Origin of the sequence: Polyangium jinanense (genome assembly GCF_028435265.1) — a bacterium.
GTDB classification, from domain to species: domain Bacteria; phylum Myxococcota_A; class Polyangia; order Polyangiales; family Polyangiaceae; genus Polyangium; species Polyangium jinanense.
Map to the genome: position 1 here is coordinate 18039 of NZ_JAGTJK010000026.1, position 20715 is coordinate 38753.

The window sequence follows — 20715 nt, forward strand, 5'->3', positions numbered from 1 at the left end:
AGGCGCACGTGCTCGTGCCTGGAGAGGGTGAGGACGCGGTGGGCGGGGGCGCTCGCCGGTCTTGCCTCGGCCTGTTCGATGAACTGCGCATTGCGCAGTTCATCGACCCCGGGTCCAGCGCTTGCGCTGGTCCGGGTCCAGGGGCGGATAGCCCCTGGTGGGGCCTGGGGCAACGCCCCAGCGCAGCGCCCCCCAGATGAGACCAACCTCGAGCCGACCGCGGGGACTATGGCAGGGCGCAGGCGGGCACCTGGATCAGGTAGCTCGCGACGTCGTTCTCCATCGTGCTCTCCCAGGTCGAGGCGAACAGCACCTTCGTGAGGTCCGGGTTGGCGATTGCCTGCGCCGAGGTGAAGTAGCCGGCGTTGCCGTAGTGGGTATGGGCGAGATTGTAGACTTTCGGGTTTGCCTGGAGCTCGACGGCGATGACCTTGTTGTAGAACCACTGCGCAGATGGATCGCACGCTTTGGCGCCGTATTCCTCGGAGCAGGCGTAGAACCCGATGACGGCGTAGCCTGGCTTGTTCTTGGAGGTTCCGCTGATGTGCATGGCGGCGCTCCCGTTGTTCTCGCCATAGAGGGGAACGAGCGGCGTCGCCGTCCCGCCCGCGAGCTCGACCATGACCACGTTGCCCGCATTCGCCCCGTCGTAGGCGGTGTAGACGAGCACCTCGTCGCCGTCCTTCGTAATTGCGAGATCGCTGTGCTCGCTGCGGTCGTGCAGCTGCGTGTAGCTCGAAAAATCGGTCTTGTAGGCGCGTGTCCCCATGGGGACTCCCCAGGAGGGCACGCAGTAGTTCCCCTTTGGGCTCGTCGAGATGTGGTCGGGCGCCTCGGTCACGGGCATGTGCCCGAGGATCTTGTCGGCGTCGAAGTCATAGGCGAACAGACCATCGGGAACGAAATTGCCGGCTGTCGTGTGGCCGGCTTCCAGGCACCAGATCTTGCCGTCGTCGGAGGGGCGTCCCTCCTGCTTCGTCCACATTCCGGTCGCGCCCGGGAAGAGCGCCTTCACACGTGTCCCGAGATCTCTTGACGTGGATTTTTCGTCGCTCGTGATGTCGTAGGTCGAGATTGTGAGACCCTGGCCGTACGATTCGAAGAAGTAGAGCTTGTTCGGATCCGTCGGGTGCCAGTTCGGCTCCTGGGGCTCACCCAGCGCGAGCGTCTTCAAGAAAGCCTGGGTGCCGTCTGGCTTCACCTCGTAAAGGCGCATCCACCCGTTCGAGCTGAGCATGAGCGCGCGGGTCGAGTCGGCATTGAAGGCGGGGCGGCGCGAGTATTCGTGGCGGACCCAGCTCGGGATGTCGTGGTCGGTGACTTGCGAGGCGTCGGTCACGCGGGCGACCTTCAGGTGGTAGTGCTCATCCTCGAAGGGGACGTTCAGCGCGGGGCGCATTTTCCCCTCGGTCGGCACCGACGTGTCGAGCCCCTCGACGAGCGTCACATTGCAAGCGCCGCCGCCTGAGCCCCCGCCGCCGCCTGAGCCCCCGCCGCCGCCCGAACCCGCGCTGCCGCCCGCTCGAGCTCGAGCTCGAGGCTCCGCTCGGATCTCCTCCGCTCGAACCGCACCCCACCGCGACAATGCTAGTGATCAGAACCAATGCCAAGGTCTTCATGCCGACGATGTTACACGGAATCGTCGCAGCGCCCTCTGGAAATCGGTCGCCTATCTCAGGGCGCCAAGCCGGACACGAATACCTCGATCGGGCCATCCAGAGCAAATAAATCCGGCCCGTTCGGATTCACCCGCGAGCCGACGATCGCGCTCCTCCCCTGGCAGTTCACCGCGAGTGCGTGCACGGTCTCCGATTGCGCTCCGCCCATCCTCTCCGCCCAGCGCACCTCTCCTGTTTGCCCGAGCTTCATGAGCCAGGCGTCGGTGCCGCCCGCACTCGTGAGCGGCCCGCTTCCTGGATCGATGGTGCCCGCGAATGCACCCGCGAGCACCAGATTGAGCAAGGCGCGCGCCGGGTCACGCGTAGGCGTACACCCGCCGCTCGTTCGAATCGACCCCGAGATAAACGGCACGTCCGCCTTCGTTCACCGTTCCTTCAGCGGCGCGTGTCGGCGCCGGTCGGCTGTCGGCGACGGCGTCTTCGGCGCGGAGCCGCTCGTATTCGGCGACCGTCAATCGCTGGCAGTCGCGCAGGGGCCCGTCGATCTGGAGGCGCGTCACGAGCTCGGCGGCCTCCGGGTTCGTCCTGCCGGCGAAAAACTCCGCGCAGCAGCCTGATCCATAACTGAAGAGACCGATACGACGGCCTGCGAGCTCCCTCGCTTGCGTGTTCAGCAGGGAGGCGAGCGCGAGGTAAAGCGAGCCCGTGTAGACATTGCCGATCCGGGATGGCAGATCGAGTGATGGCTCCACTTCCACCACGAACGACGCGTCGGCGACCTCCTCGGTCAGACCATCGATCATCCGGCGATGCCGGTGGGCCTTGCGGGCCATCTTGCCATAAGGCACGTGATAACAAGTCCGCACGAGCGGCTCGTCCGTGGCGCCGTCGAGGCGGCGCCATGCATCGTAAGCGCCTTCGAGGGCGTCGAGATAACATTGCACCGAGTAATGCCCATCGACGAGGGCCTCCTTGTGGTGGAGCGGGCGCCAGAAATCGTGCACGTCGCGCGCGAACGTGCCGGTCTGGCCCACGTCGAGCGAGAGCAGCCGCGGTTTTTCTCGGACGAGCAGCGCGACGGCGCCCGCTCCCTGTGTTGGCTCGCCTGCCGAACGGAGGGGATATCGTGCAATGTCGGTGCAGACGACGAGCGCCGCGCGGCCGCGCGCCGAGCCGGAGGCGATCCAATCGACGGCGGAGAGAAGTCCTGCCGTGCCGCCGAAGCAGGCGTGTTTGGCCTCGAAGATGCGGCACGTGCTCGGCAGATCGAGCAGGCCGTGGACGAACGCAGTCACCGGCTTCGAGTGGTCGACCGCCGTCTCGGTGCCGACGATGCAGAGGCCAATCTCCGCAGGGCTCGCGCCGGAACGCTCGAAGAGGCGCCGCGCCGCGTTCACGGCCAGGGTCACCGGGTCCTCGTCCGGCGCGGCGATCGCCATCCGGCGCATCCCGAGCCCACTCAAATACTTCGACGGCGGGACCCCACGCGCTTCGGCGAGCTCGGACAGCTCGACATAGCCGCGAGGCACACTCAAGGCAATCGCATCGATCCCGACGTCGGGCACGCTTTTGCAAGAATTCATGGTTCGGAGCCTAGTGGCGACGCGTGCATCGGCCGAGGAGACTCGAAGGAGGGTCGAGGGAGCGGCCGTGGGAAAACGGGGCAAAAGCCGCAAACGCGCGCTGGTTCTCCGTCCTCTAGAGCGAGCGCCTGCTGCCGGGGGCTCCCTCGGGCAGCAGAAGACGCATGCGGATGCGCCCGCCCCTTCACACCCGGAAGACCATCGACCATGACACGTACGCTCGTTGCCTCGCTGCTCGCCACCTTCGTCGCCGGATGCGGCTTCATCAAGGTGGGGGGCCTGCCCTCCGTCTCGTCCAGCTCACCTCCGTCCAGCGCGAGGGCGACAAGGTGATGGTCGCCGGCGAGCAGCGCAAGACCGAGCCATTCAACTACGATTGCCGCTCGACGGGCGTCATCGAATCGTACGACCTCAACAACAACCCCGTTCTGCTCATCCGAGCAAGGAGGGGCCCTCGACGAACGTAAAACCTTCCTGCGGCACCACGGCCCGTACCTTGTACCAGCGCAGCACCGCTTCCTCGGACCGATCCTCCATGGGCGCCGTCCACGCACGGTCGAGGCGCATTCTGTCGCGGAGCCGCAGCACGAGCCCGCGACCGTCACGCGCGGTCGCCACCCCCTCGAACCGCAACAGTCGGAAGGAGCGGTCCGCGCGCTCCACCAGCACATCCGAGACCCCGGCATCACACACGGACGCGAAGCGCAGCCGTTCGACCACGAAAATCGCCCCGAAGAGCAGCACGTAATCGCAGCGGTTGCGATCGGGGCGCCCTCTGCCTGGCACCATGCCTCGCGACATGTGGCCCTCTTCGCTCGACAGCTTCCATACCCCATCGAGCACGCGCGCCGCGACGACCCCCTCGACCCGCCGGAGCTCTCTCGAGGAGATGAACGGCAGCGCTGGATGGCGCGGGCCACGCGGTTCGTCCGGGCGATCACCGGGACGCTCCATCGGCGCGAGCGTCCGGTTCCAGCGCAGGCGCCTCACCAGTCGGACCCGCGTGGCGATTGCAGGGTTTTGAAGATCGCCCGGCCGCTCGCTCCCCGGCCGCAGCTCGGGCTCCATGGTGTCGCGCCATTCGAAGAGCGACAGCTCGTGCCGTCTCAGGCCGTTGACCTGCCTGAGCCGCCAGAGCAGGTCACGCGCCGAGAGTGCCGTCAGGTGAACCAGCCGGCCGTCCCCCGCGAACCCGAGGCCGATGGGCTCGATCACGCTCAGAGCCCGCTCGGCCCCGCGCCCGCTCCTCCCTCGGACGAAGGAGCCCTCGGCGGCAGCACGTCGTCGAATACTTTGCTGATGGAGTCGATGACCTTCGAGAGAACGGGATCGTCCTCGTGACCGCGCCCGTTGGCTTCGTCGATGGCCACCTGAATGGCCGTGCCGAGATCCGTGACCATCTCCTCGAGCTTCTGGATACGCCGGACCTCCAGCCCATAATCGATCTCGACCTGCTGGGATGCGCCGACCTTCTCGCGGTAATGCTCCTCGTAGGTACGCACCCGCGTGGTGGCGTCCTCCTCGTAGGGCTTGTAACGCACGCGCTGCTCGAAGGTCTCCTCCATTTTGCCCGCGAATGCAGGCCGACCGTCGACGGTCGTGTTGTGCACGACCTTCGGGTTTCGCCGCGGGAGCTTCTGGACCAGCGTGGCGAGCGTGGCGTGGGCCTCCTTGAGCGCCCGTAGCTGCGGCACCGTCAAATCGGCCTCGATCCCCCTCCACACGAAGCGCCCGGTGTTCTTGCCATTGGCGCGTTGCCGGGCGCCGTGCTGGCGCACGACCTCCACCACGATTCCGAGCACCTGACGGGCGACCTCCTCGGGCGGATAGTCGACGTAGGTCTCCCGGGTCTCGGTGAGCTTTTTGCCCTCCGCGTCGAAGGAGATCTTGCGGATCTCGTGGGCGCGGAGCCGCTCGATCCAGCTAGCCGCCTTGGCCAGCTCGCGTTTCTGGCGGGTAAATGTTGCCTGTACCATGTCGAGCCTCTCGTCGGATGGATCCACCAAAAAGGTGAGTGTTTGTGAAGGCTCCTGGCGCGCTTGGCGCCGCCGCGCCGTCACCGGCGTGGCTTCCCGGGGGCCTGAGGGACTTTCGTCCGGGAGTGCGGCACCACTCGACGCTCCACCCGCTGTGGCGCGCCGCCATTTCGAGCGGATCCTCGGGAGGCCTTATGGCTTTCGCCTGCCGCCGTCTCTGGATTCGCCCGGTGACGGCGCTCCCGCGGGAAACACGCCGCGGGCGTCGACCGGATCGATGTGCCGCGCCCTGGCTACTAGGCGCTCCCCGTGGCCCAGGGGGCGGCGGCTGACCCGCCGGTCGGGGCCACGGCAGAACTCACGGATCCTCCGCGTGTCACCACTCGGCGGACCGTAGGGCTTCACTCCCGCACGCGCGACCGTTCGTCCGGCCGGAGCCGGACCGGCTGTCGCTCGCCTGCCAGCAGAAGGAGGCTTTTCCATGGAGGTGCCCCGCCAGGCCAGCGTGATGAGAGAAGTGAACGTTTCGTTCGATGACGGGCCCGCATGGTGCAACCCTCGCGCGTTCATGTTTGTCTCCGGTGCGACAAGGGTCACTTGGACCGCCCCACCGGACAAGGCTTTCATCGCTCACCGGGCCAAGGCCCGCAATAGGGTAACAGAAGTACCCGACGGAGCTTTACGACCCTCACGACACAAGGGCTACCTTGCGGCTGCGGTTTGTCGCCGCAGCACCATGACAATGCGGGCACGCTCTACCTTCGTTCGTCCTTCGGTCTTTCGGGACCCGTCTGAGCCCCTACTTGCATGGCGGTGCGTACAGCGTTCGCGAGTCGCGCAGAACGCGTGCATTTTACTGCAGCATGCCCTGTGCGCCCCTCTTGCTGTGTCCTCCGACCTTGACCTCCTTGAACCGCTCCGTCCTTCCTCGATGACCTCCTTATGCCCTTGGACGAGCGCCTTGTGCGTAACCTCGGTCCTTGCCGCTGCCAGCGCCGGCAGACCGGGGTCACTCCCGGGATCACGAACACTCGTGGCCAACGTATCCCAGATCGGCTCGCGGTTCAACCGGGCAGATCGATCCATGGGCGAGCGCTGCCCTCCTCGCCCCCGGCCGTGTGTCCCTTTGCAGGAGGACCGAGGCGTGGCCCGAGGAGCTTTCAGAATGCTCTCTCGACGTCGCGACCGATCATCGGCTGGCCCATCTCGCTGAGGATGCGCACATTCGTGTACCTCACGTACACGAGCCTGGGGGCCGCGCATTGCACCTGGCTGATCGGTTGATGGCCCGTCACCATCCCGAGCACACGCCCTGTGGAATTGGACTCGAAGGCACGCCCCGTGTAGAGGTTGATGTGGACGGTCTCGCTGGCTCCGCTGCCACAGGCGTAGATGGCCATCACCTCCGCTTGTGCGGCGAATGGGGAGGAGCGAAGAGGAATGGCAATCGCGTCGAAGGCAATTTCGAGATCTCCGGTCTCGGTGACGACCACGCTGTTGATGTCGGCCCGGGTCTCCCCCGTGATCAGCAGCGCGGCTGCCGACGCGGCAGCGAAAAGAACATTCTGGATGGAACGCCTCATGGCACTGCTCCTCGCGCACGGCCCCGCCGCTGCGAAGGACCCTCACACCGCATGCAACCGTCGGATGCAATCGGCTGGCCATAGCGGGCGCACTTCCGAGCAAGGAAAGCGGATGAAATCGCACCACTCGCTGTGTCTGCCGTGCACAGGCGAGGCCCCCTCCCCTGCCCTCGTGCTCGACTCGACGAGGGCACCCGGGCCCCTTGCGCTCGCCGAGCTCGCCACCCGGTGCCGCTGAGCTCAATCGATCCCGGGGGCTTCTTGTGCGCTTTTCAAGGAAAGCTATTCATGGAGCGAGAGCGGAAGGGCCTACTTGAGCGCCGAAATGCCGTAGGAGAAGCACTGGTGGATGTCCTCGGTCGCATAGTCGGTGGAGAAGCTGCCCTCGCCGCTGGCAAGTCGCTCGAACGCCTCCACGGCCTGGGCGAACTTTTTCGTTCGAACGCCGGCTGCACGAAGGTGCTCCACGACAGGGCGGAGTGCGCTGGCGGCGGCGTCGAGCTCGAGCTTCGCCGCGGCGCTCGGCCGATAGGGCCCCATCCCCGGCTTCTGACCACGAAGTTGCTGCTCGATCTCGGGCTCGACGCGGCGGAAGTGGGCGTACGCTGCGGCGACCGCGCTCATTTCGCTCGCCCATTTCGCCGCGACGTGCTCGCGAGCCAGGGTCTCGAAAGGCGGAATCTTCAATGTCTCGCCGGCGCGAAGCCCTTTCCGCTCATGGTGGTTGTGCGACACGAGAAAGTCTTGATACGTGCGGCTCCCATAGCAGCGCTGGGTGATGGACTCGAATGAATCCCCTTGCTCGACGCGGACGGTGCTTTTGCACGAAGCCGGCGCCGACCGAGGCGCCTCCTGGACGTCCGGAGCCTTCGTATCCGGCGGTGTCTCCGGCGGCGCTGCGGACGAGGTGGCGTTCGGCGCGGGAGCGATGGCGCTCGGCGCGGGAGCGATGGCGCTCGGCGCGGGAGCGATGGCACTCGGAGGGGCAACAGCCGCCCCGTCCGGCTGGCCACGCGTGCATCCCCCCACGACGAGGCAAATGAGCCAACAATGACCCAATTGCATCAGGCGTGCGATCCCTGGAGCCCTCTCCATACGAGATCCGTTGCGATACCAGGGCCCCATGAGCCGCGACCTCCTCCTCGACGCCTAGCAGGCGTCCCGGCGTGCCAGCAAGTTCCCCTCGACATTTGGGCGAAGGTTCTGCGTCCCAGGCGAGCGGTACGCCCGCGTTCGGCGGTTGACGCGGCCGCGCGGGATCGATAACCGCGACGCATGCTGATCCCGCGCTTCTCCGCCGTCCTGAACCGCGACCGGCTCGAACTTCGCGGCTGGCGGCTAACGCCGACCGGCGCGCGCCGCCTCGCCGACGAGCCCGCGCTGGCGACCGTCCGCGAGCTCGACCTGACGGGCAACGAGATCGGCGACGACGGCCTCGCAGCGCTGCTCGCCTCGCCGCACCTCGGGCGCGTGACGGAGCTGCGGCTCGCCGAGAACAAGCTGACGTCCGCGGGCCTGCGCGCGCTCGCGGAGGCGCCGGCGCTCGCGGAGCTCGGCGAGCTCGACCTCGCCGGCAACACCCTCGGCCCCGACGCGATCGCGGTCCTCGCCCCGCTGCTGCCGCGCCTCCAAATCCTCGACCTCGGCGACAACCGGATCGGCGACGCCGGGGCGCGCGCCCTGGCCGACGCCGGCTTTCGCGGCGAGGAGCTGGGGCTCGCGTTCACCGATATCGGCCCCGCCGGCCTGGCGGCGCTCGTCGACGGCGGCGCACTCGCGCGGACGTCCGGGCCGTCGCTGATCGGCGACCCACTCGGCGACGAAGGCGCCGCCATATTCGCGCGCCTCGCCGGCCAGACCGACGGCTTCAGCAGCGTCGACCTCGGCTGGACCGGGCTGACCGCCCACGGCCTCGAGCGGCTGCTGGCGAGCGGCGTGTTTTCACGGGGAATCTCCCACCTCGGCCTGCGCGGCAACCCGCTCGGCGAGGCCGGCCTGCGCGTGCTCGCGACCCACCCGGGCCTGCCGAAGGCGACCCTGCACCTCGACGACGTCCCGCCCGCGCTGCTCGCGGAGATCCGCGCGCGCACGCGGGCGATCGTCGCGCCCCCGGTGGCGGACGGCCGCGTGCTCGCCTGTCCCTATTGCTACGAGGCCCTCGATCTCGCGACGGCGAAGTGCCCGCATTGTCGGCTCGACGCCACCCGCGACGCGCCGACCGACGAGAACGCCGACCGCCTCCGCGACGCCCCACGCCGGCCCTGCCCGCATTGCGGCGGTGCGATGCACGCCCGCTACGCATCGCGCTGCCCGCATTGCGCACGCTGGGCCGTCAGCGCCGACAAGATCGCCCGTGACGGGGCGGCGAGCGCGAGGAGCTCCCCGCCGACGAGCTGATCGCTGGCGCAAAGAACAAGTCTCGTTTAAACACGAAAGCCTGTGTTTCGATCGCTGCCGATCCTCACGCTCCTCTTGGCTTTCGCGTCCTCCTGCGACGGGCGCCGCGCCGAGCCCAGCGCCGCGGCGCCCACCGCGAGCCCGAGTCCGAGCGCGCCGCCGGCTCTGCCCTCGGCCGTCGTCGCGCCGAAGGAGCCGAGTCCGCTCCGAGTCGCGTCGCCCATCGTCGATCTCACGGTGCCCGGTCATCCCGCGGCTGTCGTATCTCTGCCGAACGGCGCGACGTCGCGCCGGCCCGTCGTCATCGCCGCGCACGGCAATTACGGTCGGCCCGAATGGCAATGCAAGGCCGTGCGCGATTTGTTCGAGGACCACGCGTTCATCTTGTGCCCTCGCGGCATCCCGCGCGACGACTCTCCCGGTCCGGACGATATTCGCTTCACCTACGAGAGTAACGCTGTGCTCGAGCTGGAGATCGACGCCGGCCTTCGAGCGCTCGCGGCGGCCTATCCCGATTACGTGGATCCCGGCCCTCCACTTTATATGGGGTTTTCCCTCGGCGCGATTCAAGGCGTGGCGATCGCCAGCCGCCGCCCTGCGGATTTTCCGCGGCTCGTGCTCATCGAAGGCGGCCATGACGCGTGGAAGCCCGAGGTTGCGCAGGCTTTCGCCAAGGGCGGCGGCAATCGTGTGCTCTTCATTTGCTCTCAAAGCTTCTGCGAGAGGGACGCCCGCTGGGCGGCAGCGCGGCTGCGAGAGGCAAAGATTTCGACGCGTATCGTAAAAACCGCCGACGTGGGACATCGTTATAATGGCCCGGTGGCCGAGGCGACCCGCAAATCGATCCCTTGGTCGCTCGAGGGAGACGCGCGGTTCGGGGACCTGCTGCCGGCCCCCTGAAATGTCGCCTCACGCGGCCGGCGCTCCGGCTTCAGGCGATCTGGCGCCGCCGGCCTCGGGGAAGAGCTGCGGCGAGGTCGACCCCCGCGCCGTGGGCTCCTGCCGTGTGTCAGGGCAAACCCATCGAGCGCGAGGCGGACGATGAGCGGATCGACGTGCTCGTCGGCGGGGAGCTCCTGGCGCTCGATGCTCGCCGCAAGAGCACGCGAGGAGGTGCTTGACGCCGACCGCGCCGTGCCCGATCTCTCGCCGCGCGCGGGGCAAGGAGCATTCATGGCAAGGTACAAAGGCACTCGATGAGTCGGATGCTCCACGAAGCCAACATCCGCGCCGCGTTCGAGCGCGTTCGCGAGCGGATCGCCGCGGGCCGCGAGCCCGGCCGCGCGCTACGGGCGGTGACGCGATCCGACGCCGAGATCGACCTCGGTGCGTTCTCGGCGACAGCCGCAGAGCAAGTCGCGGCGCTCTTTCAGTTCGACGGCATCGTGCTGTGTGCCGCTGGCGCGGCCAGGGAGGCCATCCCTCACTTCGATGTCGCGCTGACGTGCACCGCATCCGCCGAGCGGCGCGCCGGCATCTTGTACCACCGCGGGCTCGCCCTCTTGCTCAGCACGCTCCGCGGTCCCCCCGCGATCCATCCCGGCGCTGAGGTCGACGTGCAGATGCCCCGCTCACCGGTCGTGCAGCTCTTCTCGAGCGCCGGCGATGTCGTCGCGGGCATCGGTGCCCTCGACGCGCTCCTCGATGCCGCGGTCTTGCCAGCCGAACCCCTGATCGGGAGGTCGGTCTCGAAGGATCGACTCCGCGCTTCGCGGGACTTCGATGAGAGCCATGCGCTGGCGCCGGCGAACAGGCTCGCGACGTTCCACGGCGCGCTCTGTCACCTGATGCTGGGCGCGCTCGCGACCGACCTCTCCGTGCGTACTCGCCTGGCGTCGTTGACCACAGCGACGACCCGAACCGACGACGCGACAATCCGCGAGCTTTCGCAGCAATGCGCGAAGGAGCTCGCAGACGCGAGCTGGTGGGTTCGTCACTTCGGACGCGTCGATCTCCCGACGGCCTCTGCGCGTGCGCTGAAGGAGCTCGATGTCCGACTGCACGAGCCACCTTCGCTCGAAGCTTCCCATCGCAGCATGATCGTCGTGATTCCGGCCCAAGGAACTTCATGAGCCGCCACCGTCCAAGCGATCCCCACGCGAGACACGTCCCCTCACCATAGCCAGGAGCATGACGTGGGCGTTCGCGCGCGGCGTCCAGAGCACCCTCGCCGCCCTGCGGATTTTCCGCGGCTCGTGCTCATCGAAGGCGGCCATGACGCGTGGAAGCCCGAGGTTGCGCAGGCTTTCGCCAAGGGCGGCGGCAATCGTGTGCTCTTCATTTGCTCTCAAAGCTTCTGCGAGAGGGACGCCCGCTGGGCGGCAGCGCGGCTGCGAGAGGCAAAGATTCCGACGCGTATCGTAAAAACCGCCGACGTGGGACATCGTTATCATGGCCCCGTGGCCGAGGCGACCCGCAAATCGATCCCTTGGTCGCTCGAGGGAGACGCGCGGTTCGGGGACCTGCTGCCGGCCCCCTGAAATGTCGCCTCACGCCGCTGCTTGGAAAATGTGGGAGATGGCCTTGGGAGCTCCCCGCGGCCTCGATCAGGCCTGCGCTCCGGCTCCAGGCGATCTGGCGCCGCCGGCCTCGGGGAAGAGCTGCGATCCGGAGTTGGCGCGGCGTTATGCCGAGGGGGAGCGTTCCCGACGCGGCACCCGAGGTCGTTCACGTCCTCATGTAGGTCGTGACGGTAGCGCCCGACGGGAACGTCCGGGTGCCTATCAGGGTGAAACCCACGGGGTCGAACTGCCCGGCGAATACCGGAATTCCGGCGCCGATGACGACTGGGTAGCGCTTGATCATCAGCTCGTCGATTTCACGCCGTAGGTGGCCGGCCAGCTGACCACCGCCGCACAGCCAAATGTCCATTCCCGGCTGCTGTTTAAGTTGGCGGATGAAGGCGACCGGGTCGCCGGAGACGATCTCCACGTGCGGATCCGTGGTTGTCAGGGTACGCGAGAAGACGTACTGTTGCAGATGCGCGTACGGACTGGTGATACCCTCCTTGAGAGCGAGCTCGTAGGTGCCGCGCCCCATCAGGGTCGTGTCGAAACGCAGGTTTTCCGCGTCGGTCAGACCGGCCGCCGCGCGGAGCCGCGTCGGTACGGTCTCCGGCTGTTCGGCGTTCATTGCCGCCATCAGATCCGGATCGATGGGGAAGAAGTCGGACTGCCCGTCCGGGCCAGCGATGAAGCCGTCGAGGGTGGTGGCGATGTAGTAGATCAGCTTTCGCATGCGGGTCCGTTGTTCGCTGGTATTGGGCGTCGACGCGCGCGGATCGTGTGCTTCGCGCTGGCGCAGGGATCGGCGTAGCAGGACGCCACCCACCGAGCAAGCATAGCGCACGGGCCAGTTGCGGGGCGGCTCCACGTGGCGCAGCTCGTGCGCGTCGTGCCCGAGCCGAGTGCGTGGATGTGCAGAGTAGCGGAGGTCTCTCGACCGCAGCTCTGGCACCGGGGCGCCGCATCGCCCCCGCCCCCGCAGCCATCTGAGCATTGGTCTCATCGCAAACCGCCGCGCCGGGGCGCTGCCCCGGGCCCCGCGGGGGCTGTTCGCCCCTCGACCCGAACCAGGGCCAGCCCTGGACCATTTGGGGAAGAACTGCGCGATGCGCAGTTCTTCCCACAGGTCGGTGGCAAGACCGCGAAGGAGCATTGCACTCTGGCGACGGGCGCGTGGCCCGTTGAACCGTCAGCGCCGCGGTCTTGGCAGGCAGGGTCGTCGCCGGTCTTAACTCGGCCTGTTCGATGAACTGCGCGTTGCGCAGTTCATCGACCCCGGGTCCAGCGCTAACGAGCCACGTGTGGCGCTTGCCGCTCCCGCGCGTCGGACAGGACGAACTCTTTCAGCACGCGCGCGGCTGGGGGTAGAACGGTCCCTCTCGGATGAATCAACGAAAAGGGCCGACTCGCCCCGCGGAAAGGCGTGAGGACCTCGACCAGGCTCCCGCGCGCCACGTCTTCTTCCACCAGGAAATCGTACATCTGCACGAGGCCAACGCCCGCACGCGAGAGCCCGATCACGCCGAGCGCGTCGTCCGAGCACGTGTACGGCGCATCCGGGACGAAGTTGCGCGGCGCAGGGTGGAAGGTCCACGGTAAGACCCGGCCCGAGCTCGGCATCAAGAATGCGACGCAGGCGTGTTCGGACAAGTCTTCGGGCGAGCGCGGCGCGCCGTGCCGCGAGAGGTACGACGGGCTCGCATAAACGCCGAGCGGAAAATCGCCGAGCTTGCGCGCGACGAGCGTCTTGTCCTGGATGGTGCCCATTCGAATGGCGAGGTCGTGGCCGTCGCGCACGAAGTCGACGTTGCGGTTCGTGACGTTGACCTCGACGCGGACGCCGGGATATCGGTCGCGAAAGACCCCGAGGATCGGCAGGAGGCGATGATGCCCGTACGTCGTGGGTGCGCTGATACGCACGCGCCCCTCGACGAGCGCGCGTCCGCTCGCGAGGTCCCGCTCGCCGGCCGCGAGCAGGGAGAGGGCTTGCACGCACAACGCATAATAACGGCGGCCGTGCTCGGTCGGGGCGAGGCTCCGCGTGGTGCGGCGAAAGAGAGTGACGCCGAGGGCGTGTTCGAGGCGGGCGACGCTGCGGCTCGTGGCTTGCGGGGTGACGGAGAGGGCGCGGGCCGCGGCGGTGAAGCTCCCGGCCTCGTACGTACGACAAAACGCCTCGATGCTGGGCAAGCTGCCGGCGAGCGCGGGGGCGATCATTTGAAACACGGTAGCACAAATGCTTTCACAAGCCGTCCTCTACCGGGCAGCCGCATCCGCCGCTAACCTCCAGGCCATGACGAACCGAACTTCCGGCTCCGACACGGCGGGTGGGCGTCGCGTCGTGCTGCTCACGCTGCTCGCCGCGGCGGGGCTCGTCGCTTGTGGCGGCGCCCCGTCGCCCCATCCTTCAGACGTCTCGACATCCAAGAGGGAGGAAAAATCCATGACCAAGCGTGTCCTCATTGCGACGACCAGCCACGACAAGAAAGGCGATACGGGCGAGAGCACCGGCGCTTACCTGCCCGAGGTCGCGCACCCGTATGCCGTCTTCAAAGAGGCGGGGTTCGCGATTGATTTCGCCTCGGTCAAGGGAGGCCAGGTGCCGCTCGACGGCGTGGACCGCAAGGATCCGGTGCAGGCGGCGTTCCTCGACGACGCGGAGATCGTCGCACGGCTCCACGCGAGCACGCCTGCGGAGAAGGTCGATCCCGCGGCATACGACGCGATTCTTTTTGCGGGTGGTCACGGTACGATGTGGGATTTCCCGGACAACGTCGCCTTCGCGAGTGTCGCGGCGAAGATCTACGAGCGAGGCGGCGTCGTGGCCGCGGTTTGTCACGGCCCGGCCGCGCTGGTGAACGTCCGGCTCTCGACGGGCGAATACCTCGTGGCAGGCAAGCAGATCAGCGCATTCACGAACGAGGAGGAGCGCGCGGTCAAGCTCGAGAAGGTGGTGCCGTTCCTGCTGGAGGACAAACTCGTGGAGCGCGGGGCGCGATTCGTGCCGGCGCCGAACTGGCAAAAGCAGGTGGTCGTGAGCGAGCGACTCGTCACGGGGCAGAACCCGGCGTCGGCGGCTGGCGTCGCAGAAGCGACGGTGCGCCTCTTGCGCTGACGGCCACCGCTCCCGGCGCGACCCCCATCCGTTTCCCCCTTGCCACCGATGCGTAGGCTGCTACCTTCGCGTGACCTGTTGACCAGCTTCTCAAATCTGGTCAACAGGTCAGCAAGGAGCGCCCGCCCGTGTCCCAACGCCCGCAACAGGCCCAAAGCCGCGCCGACCGGATCCTCGACGCCGCGGGCACGCTGCTCTTGCGCATGGGCTACCGGAAGGTGACCATCGAGGACATCTCCAAGCAGGCGGACATCGGCAAGGGCACGGTGTACCTGCACTGGCGCTCCAAGGAGCAGCTCTTCCAGGCGCTGCTCCGGCGTGAATCCATCCTTCTCGTCGAGGAGCTGCTGGACGGATTGCGCAAGGATCCTGCCGAAATCAGGCCCCACCGCTTCGCGCGGAGCAAGTTTCTGGCCGTCCATCAGAGGCCGCTCACGATGGCGCTGGCGATCGGAAACGTCGAATTGCTCGGCAAGCTGAGGGAGGGCCCGGTCGGGCAAAAGGAGCTGCTCGCGGCCGACCGGTCCCTCGAGATGATGACCCGCCACGGCCTGCTCCGCGCGGATATCCCGAACATCGTCTATGCGATGCGGGCCGCGTCGGCCGGGTTCTACCTGCTCGGCACCGTCGACCTCGGGCTTGAAAGCCTCGACCTCTCAGCCAGGGCCGACGCCCTGGCCCACACCATCCGGCATGCCTTCGAGCCTGCCGGCGAGCCACGGAAGGAGGCGATGGCGGCAGCCGCCGCCGAGCTCTGCGCAGTTTTCGAAGATCTCATCGCCTGCTATCGCAAATGGATCTACGCCGCCGAGCCCGGCTGATCCCGGACCCGGAAGCGCGCGGAAAGGGGAACCGCAATGACGAACCTGGCCGACACCTGGGGCATTCACAAAGCGCAGTTCTGGCTACGCGGACAAGTCCCGGACGAACCCGTCCGATTCGCTCCCGAGCTCGGGATGTGGAACGTCTACGGATATGCGGAGACGCTGCGGATCCTCGGCGATCCCGGCGTGTTCTCGTCCAACACCATGCGTCTGGTCCCGGAGATCAGGCGATCCGTCGAGGGGAACCTGGTGCAGATGGACCCACCGGAGCACAAGAAGCTCCGGAGTCTCGTCAGTCACGCCTTCACGCCGAAGGTCGTCGCGGATCTCGAGCCGCGAATCGCGCGTCTGACCCACGAGCTACTCGACGCGGTGGACGGGCAGGATCGGCTGGAGCTCGTAGCCGATCTCGCGTACCCGCTTCCGGTCATCGTCATCGCCGAGCTTTTGGGGGTGCCCAGCAGCGACCGTGACATGTTCAAGCAATGGGTCGACAAGATGCTGGAGAGCTCCACGCAGTTCTCCCTCGTCAATCGCTCCGAGGAGCAGGAGCGCCAGGTAAAGGTGGCGCTCGAGCAGAGCCAGCTCCTGCTCGACTACCTCGGGAAACACGCCGCCGAACGCAGGCAGAAGCCACGCGAGGACCTGCTCACCAAGCTCGTCGAGGCCGAAGTGGACGGCGACCGCCTCACCGAGACCGAGGTCGCCAATTTCGCGAACATCCTTTTGGTCGCGGGGCACATCACCACGACCATGTTGCTCGGCAACACGGTGCTGTGTCTGGACGCGCACCCGGAGGAAGGGGCGAAGGTGCGCGCGGACCGGTCGTTGGTGCCCGGTGCCATCGAGGAATCGCTGCGCTTCTTCAGCCCGTTCGCGGCCGTCGCCCGGTCCACGACGAGCGCGGTCGAGCTCGGCGGAAAGACGATCCCCGCGGACAAGCTCCTCATGGTGTGGATCGCGGCGGCCAACCGAGATCCAAGGCAGTTCACGAATCCGAACGTGTTCGACGCGTCCCGTGACCCGAACCCGCACGTGGCCTTCGGACGAGGCATCCATTTCTGCCTCGGCGCGCCCCTGGCTCGGCTGGAAGGGCGGGTCGCGCTCAACATCCTGTTCGATCGTTTCCCACGCCTGCGCATGGATCCCGAGGCGCCGCCGGCGTTCATCCCCAGCCCGAACATGACCGGCGTGCGCAAGCTGCCGCTCTTGGTCCGCTGAAATTCCCCGGCGATCTCCACGAACCGCCGTTCCGGCGCGGCGGTTTCGTGCGCCGAGCGCGCAGCGAGGCCCGTATGGCTGGAAGCTCTGCGCATGAAACGAGATCGAGACGTCGAGTGGCAGCCGCGTATCCTCTTGGTCGAGGATGACGAGCGGCTCGCCGGGCTGATCCAGACATTCCTCGTGGGTCAGGGCTTTCGTGTCGGGAGCGTCGCCGACGGCCTTGAGGCGATATCGAGCATCCTCGGCGATCCGCCCGATTGCGTGATTCTCGACATGTTGCTCCCCGGCACGGGCGGGCTCGAGGTTTGTCGTGCGGTGCGCGCCGGTTATCCCGGGTTCATCCTCGTGCTCACCGCGCAGGACGAGGACATTCACGAGGTCGTCGCGCTCGATACCGGGGCCGACGACTACCTCGCGAAGCCCGTGCGTCCGCAGGTGCTGCTCGCGCGGCTGCGCGCCCTCCTGCGCCGCGGAGCGCGAGCCCCCTCGGCGCCCTCGGACGAGCCTCGCGCGCGGATCACCTCGGGTGACCTCGAGATCGATGCCGAGCGCCGGGCCGTCACGCGGAGCGGCGCGCCCATCTTGCTCACCGACGCGGAGTTCGAGCTCCTCTGGCTGCTCGCCTCGCGCGCCCCGGCGGTGCTGTCGCGTGACGAGCTCGTCGCCGAGCTCCGGGGCATCACGTTCGATGGGCTCGACCGATCCATCGACATGCGCATCTGCAAGCTCCGCAAAAAGCTCGGCGACGACGAGCCGCCGCATCGGCTCATCCGCACCGTGCGTGGCCGCGGCTACCTCTTCGCGAGGGAGCGATGAACAACCTTTTTCTGCGGTTTTACGCCGGTATCGTCGTGGCCCTCGCGCTGGCCGCGGTGCTCGTCGCAGGCTCGGCCGCGAGGCGCACCCACCCGAGCACCGCCTCGCCTGCGGAGCTCGAGGCCCAGGCGGCGCGGATCGCCGAGCATTACGTCGAGCTCACGGACGGCAACCACTGGCTCATGCAGGAGGCGCTCCGCGCCCACCCGGTCGAGCAGTGGGATTCCGTCGTCGCGCGCTGGCAGCCCCATTTCCACTACCCCATCAAGCTCAGGCCCGCGCCGGAGGTGCTCGACTCCGAGATGCCCGCTTTCACGCGCCGCCGCCTCGAGGCCGGCGAGCCAGCGGCCTGGGTCCGGGCCCGAGGACCCGCGAGCGAGCATCTCCTGCTTTATCTGCCCCTTGAAGGGTCGGGTCGCGTCCTCGTGCAGGATCTCGATCTCGGCCCCCCCGTCGAGGTGCTGATCGAGCTCTTCGGGCGCGACCTCGTGGTGCTGCTTTTGCTGCTCGGCGTGGCCATTCTCGCGCTCACGCGCCCGATCGCGCGGCACGTGACACGGCTCGCGGACGCGGCGAGCACCTTCGGCGAAGGTCGGCTCGACGCGCGCGTAAATACTTCCGCGCCCGAGCCGGTCGCGCACCTCGCGCGCTGCTTCAATGCCATGGCCGAGCGGCTCCAGCGTTCAGCCGACGAGCAACAGGCGACGCTGCAGGCGATTTCGCACGAGCTGCGCACGCCCATCGCGCGTTTGCATTTCGCCCTCGAAGCGAGCACGGCCGCCATCGAGGCGCCGGACGCGCGCGCCCACCTCGACGCGATGGTGAAGGACGTGGGTGAGATGGAGGCGCTCGTCGAAGAGCTACTCGCCTACGCGCGCCTCCAGCCCGGGGCGCCGCCTCTCGAGGCGGTCACGCTCGACCTCGTCGACCTGGTGGAAGGCGTCGTGCAGGAGCTCGCGCCGCTCTCCCCGGACCTTTCCATCGAAATCGACGCGCCCGCGCCCGCCGTGGGTATCGGAGATCCCCGGCACCTCCGGCGGGCGGTGAGCAACCTCGTGCGGAATGCCCAGCGCCACGCGCGCGCCCGGATTGTCGTTCGAATTTCAGCCGGAGCGCGATCGGTGGTCATGGTGGACGACGACGGCCCGGGCATTCCCCCCGAGCAGCGCGCGCGTATCTTCTTGCCGTTCGAGCGGCTCGACGCGAGCCGCAGTCGATCGACGGGCGGGCACGGCCTCGGGCTCGCGATCGTGCACCGCGTGATGCAAGCCCACGCCGGATGCGCGAGCGCCGAGAGCAGCGATCTCGGCGGCGCGCGGCTGATCCTCTCGTGGCCGGGGCCCGCCGAGACGCCCGTCGAACGTTGAATTCGCCGTCAGCGCGGGAACGGGGCTCCCTGGCGGGCCCGCTGGAATGCGCGCCGGACCTCGTCGAATGCGCGGTCCGCGCGCGCCCCGGTCTCCGGCGCTTGCGCCTTGCCGCCGTCCTCCCACAGATCCGCCGCGCCGAGCAGGGCCCCGGCCATCGCCGGATCGCCGTGGAAGTCGAGAGGCATGAGCTCCGCGATGCAGGCCGCATCCACGGGCGCCTCTGGATCCGCCACGAAGCTTGCGAACATCGAGAGCGCGCACGGCGTATGCGGCGGATCCATCGTCGGCGTCCGCATGACGAGCGCGTGGGGTGCGTCGGGGAACGCGACGAAGGTTTGATGGGGCTGGGTGTAGTTCGGCGCGATCTCGTCCGCGAATTCGATGGGCGTCTGCGGATCGAGCGTACCGTTCATCATGAGCATCGGGACGGTGGTCGGCGCGTATTTGCCGACGTACGCGTCGCGGGCATAACGCGGCCACGCGTCGAAGAGGGCGTATTCGGTGGCGACGTCGCCCGTCCAGAAGAACGCCTGATCCTGGATCGACTGGGCTTCGGCGAGCGGGAGCGGATCGAGCTCCATCATCTCCGAAATGGCGACGTTGAACGAGAGCACCTGCGAGTACAGGTACGCGTCCGGGTTTGCCGCGGACGAGGCAGGCGGCGCCGTCAAGAAGCCGATGAGGTGCTCGAACGCAGCGACGTCCGACGGCGCGCACCGATTGCCTCGGTAGACGAGCGCGGGGACGAGCGCGCGCGTTTCCAGCGTCGCGACGAGGGCCGCGAAGAGTTGCTTCGCGAGGCCCCGCGTGACGCCGAGGTTCGTGATTCCCTCGCACTTCTTTTCGTCGATGCCGTCGAGGAACGCGCCCATGGCGGCGAGCGGATCCGCCCCGAGTTTGTCGCCGCAGAACGCGTCTGCGCCGCACGCCCCCATGAACTTCCGGCCGACGTGATCGACCCAGCGATCGAATGTCGTGAGCGAGCAGAGACCCGCCTGGCAAAGGCCGTCGAGCGTCACGGAGGTCGGTTGGTCCGGGAAGAGCTGGAGGTACCGCTGCGCCCAGTACGTGCCGTACGAGACGCCGTAGACGTGCGCCTCCTGTCCGGGAGCGCGGGTCCGCTCGATGAGGGCGCCGACGTCGCGCGCGGCGTTCGTCGTGTTGAAATGGCCGAGGTCCGGCCCGAGGGTCGCGTCGAGGTGCGCGAGGCACGCGGCCCACTCGTTCGGATCAATGCCGTCCATGCCGGGCACTTCCTGGTCGGGGCATCCGAGCCGAGACGAGCGCCCCACGCCCCGATGATCGACGAGATAGATGTCGCTCGACGGCGAGAGCGCCTGGAGCGGCACCGCGAGCGCCTCCTCGAGCCCGGCGCCGGAGCCACCCGGCCCGCCCGTCAAAAGCCAGACCTGCCGGCGTTCGGTCCCGGTCCCGGGAATGCGCTTCACGAAGACTTGTATTTGCGTGCCCTCGGGGTGATCCCAGTCGAGCGGGACGTCGACCGTGGCGCACTCGGCCTCCTTCCCTGCCCCATCGGTGAGGATGGGGCACGGGCTCCAGGCAATGGCCGTCGGCGTGCCGCTCCCGCCGCCTCCCGCAGCACCTCCCGTGTCGCTCGCCGCTCCGTCGTCGCTCCCGCAGCCGGCAAGGATAGCGATTGCAGCGCCGGCGATTCCCAAGGTCGTCCAAGACATGCGTTTCATT

Annotated in this window: 20 protein-coding genes; 10 read left to right on the top strand and 10 right to left on the bottom strand. The window is 67.8% G+C overall.

All coding sequences use genetic code 11. The annotated features are described in order from the left end of the window. Positions 1–226: 226 nt before the first annotated feature. The 3 genes from KEG38_RS34245 to KEG38_RS34255 form a co-directional block, all read right to left on the bottom strand. Positions 227–1447, bottom strand: a complete 1221-nt coding sequence (locus KEG38_RS34245) for a hypothetical protein (RefSeq protein ID WP_272424419.1) — start codon at positions 1445–1447, stop codon at positions 227–229. Between the two features lie 227 nt (positions 1448–1674). Then, entirely contained in the window at positions 1675–1962 is a 288-nt protein-coding gene (locus KEG38_RS34250) for a hypothetical protein (RefSeq protein WP_272424421.1), read from the bottom strand. Positions 1963–1975: 13 nt separating this feature from the next. Beyond that, complete coding sequence (locus KEG38_RS34255; RefSeq protein ID WP_272424422.1) at positions 1976–3202, bottom strand: hydroxymethylglutaryl-CoA synthase family protein; 1227 nt, start codon at positions 3200–3202, stop codon at positions 1976–1978. Between the two features lie 254 nt (positions 3203–3456). On the opposite strand from KEG38_RS34255, the gene KEG38_RS34260 reads away from it, so the two are divergent. Further along, positions 3457–3669: a hypothetical protein gene (locus KEG38_RS34260; RefSeq protein ID WP_272424424.1), complete on the top strand. Its 213-nt coding sequence runs from the start codon at positions 3457–3459 to the stop codon at positions 3667–3669. On the opposite strand, the gene KEG38_RS34265 is transcribed toward KEG38_RS34260, so the two are convergent. The 4 genes from KEG38_RS34265 to KEG38_RS34280 form a co-directional block, all read right to left on the bottom strand. Continuing rightward, positions 3635–4417, bottom strand: a complete 783-nt coding sequence (locus KEG38_RS34265; RefSeq protein WP_272424426.1) for a hypothetical protein — start codon at positions 4415–4417, stop codon at positions 3635–3637. The genes KEG38_RS34260 and KEG38_RS34265 overlap by 35 nt on opposite strands. A gap of 2 nt (positions 4418–4419) precedes the next feature. Continuing rightward, on the bottom strand, positions 4420–5178 hold the full coding sequence (locus KEG38_RS34270) for a DUF7873 family protein (RefSeq protein ID WP_272424427.1): 759 nt from the start codon (positions 5176–5178) through the stop codon (positions 4420–4422). Between the two features lie 1160 nt (positions 5179–6338). Next, a complete protein-coding gene (locus KEG38_RS34275) occupies positions 6339–6761 on the bottom strand; it encodes a hypothetical protein (RefSeq protein WP_272424429.1) in 423 nt (140 codons plus the stop codon). Between the two features lie 309 nt (positions 6762–7070). After that, the gene (locus tag KEG38_RS34280; protein ID WP_272424431.1) at positions 7071–7496 is read right to left on the bottom strand and encodes a hypothetical protein; all 426 of its coding nucleotides are present in this window, start codon (positions 7494–7496) and stop codon (positions 7071–7073) included. A 540-nt stretch (positions 7497–8036) separates the two neighbouring features. Between KEG38_RS34280 and KEG38_RS34285 the strand changes: the two genes are divergently transcribed. The 4 genes from KEG38_RS34285 to KEG38_RS34300 all read left to right on the top strand — a co-directional run bounded on the left by KEG38_RS34285 (position 8037) and on the right by KEG38_RS34300 (position 11638). Beyond that, positions 8037–9158 carry a hypothetical protein gene (locus tag KEG38_RS34285; RefSeq protein WP_272424434.1) on the top strand — a complete coding sequence of 374 codons (1122 nt, stop codon included), beginning with the start codon at positions 8037–8039 and terminating at the stop codon, positions 9156–9158. 42 nt (positions 9159–9200) lie between these two features. Further along, the gene (locus KEG38_RS34290; RefSeq protein ID WP_272424436.1) at positions 9201–10058 is read left to right on the top strand and encodes an alpha/beta hydrolase; all 858 of its coding nucleotides are present in this window, start codon (positions 9201–9203) and stop codon (positions 10056–10058) included. Positions 10059–10354: 296 nt separating this feature from the next. Next, on the top strand, positions 10355–11230 hold the full coding sequence (locus KEG38_RS34295) for a hypothetical protein (RefSeq protein WP_272424437.1): 876 nt from the start codon (positions 10355–10357) through the stop codon (positions 11228–11230). A 63-nt stretch (positions 11231–11293) separates the two neighbouring features. Further along, complete coding sequence (locus KEG38_RS34300) at positions 11294–11638, top strand: hypothetical protein (protein ID WP_272424438.1); 345 nt, start codon at positions 11294–11296, stop codon at positions 11636–11638. A gap of 187 nt (positions 11639–11825) precedes the next feature. Here the strand turns inward: KEG38_RS34300 and KEG38_RS34305 are convergent, their stop codons facing one another. Then, the gene (locus tag KEG38_RS34305; RefSeq protein WP_272424439.1) at positions 11826–12395 is read right to left on the bottom strand and encodes a dihydrofolate reductase family protein; all 570 of its coding nucleotides are present in this window, start codon (positions 12393–12395) and stop codon (positions 11826–11828) included. Positions 12396–12949: 554 nt separating this feature from the next. Then, complete coding sequence (locus tag KEG38_RS34310) at positions 12950–13879, bottom strand: LysR family transcriptional regulator (protein WP_272424441.1); 930 nt, start codon at positions 13877–13879, stop codon at positions 12950–12952. Between the two features lie 76 nt (positions 13880–13955). Between KEG38_RS34310 and KEG38_RS34315 the strand changes: the two genes are divergently transcribed. The 5 genes from KEG38_RS34315 (at position 13956) to KEG38_RS34335 (ending at position 19008) form a co-directional block, all read left to right on the top strand. After that, positions 13956–14777: a type 1 glutamine amidotransferase domain-containing protein gene (locus KEG38_RS34315; RefSeq protein WP_272424442.1), complete on the top strand. Its 822-nt coding sequence runs from the start codon at positions 13956–13958 to the stop codon at positions 14775–14777. Positions 14778–14905: 128 nt separating this feature from the next. Next, positions 14906–15598, top strand: a complete 693-nt coding sequence (locus tag KEG38_RS34320; protein WP_272424444.1) for a TetR/AcrR family transcriptional regulator — start codon at positions 14906–14908, stop codon at positions 15596–15598. A gap of 36 nt (positions 15599–15634) precedes the next feature. Next, the gene (locus KEG38_RS34325) at positions 15635–16822 is read left to right on the top strand and encodes a cytochrome P450 (RefSeq protein ID WP_272424446.1); all 1188 of its coding nucleotides are present in this window, start codon (positions 15635–15637) and stop codon (positions 16820–16822) included. Positions 16823–16915: 93 nt separating this feature from the next. Next, a complete protein-coding gene (locus KEG38_RS34330) occupies positions 16916–17641 on the top strand; it encodes a response regulator (protein WP_272424447.1) in 726 nt (241 codons plus the stop codon). Then, on the top strand, positions 17638–19008 hold the full coding sequence (locus KEG38_RS34335) for an ATP-binding protein (protein WP_272424448.1): 1371 nt from the start codon (positions 17638–17640) through the stop codon (positions 19006–19008). The genes KEG38_RS34330 and KEG38_RS34335 overlap by 4 nt, the downstream gene beginning before the upstream one ends. Positions 19009–19016: 8 nt before the next feature. Here the strand turns inward: KEG38_RS34335 and KEG38_RS34340 are convergent, their stop codons facing one another. Further along, positions 19017–20714 carry an alpha/beta fold hydrolase gene (locus KEG38_RS34340; protein ID WP_272424450.1) on the bottom strand — a complete coding sequence of 566 codons (1698 nt, stop codon included), beginning with the start codon at positions 20712–20714 and terminating at the stop codon, positions 19017–19019. Position 20715 lies beyond the last annotated feature (1 nt).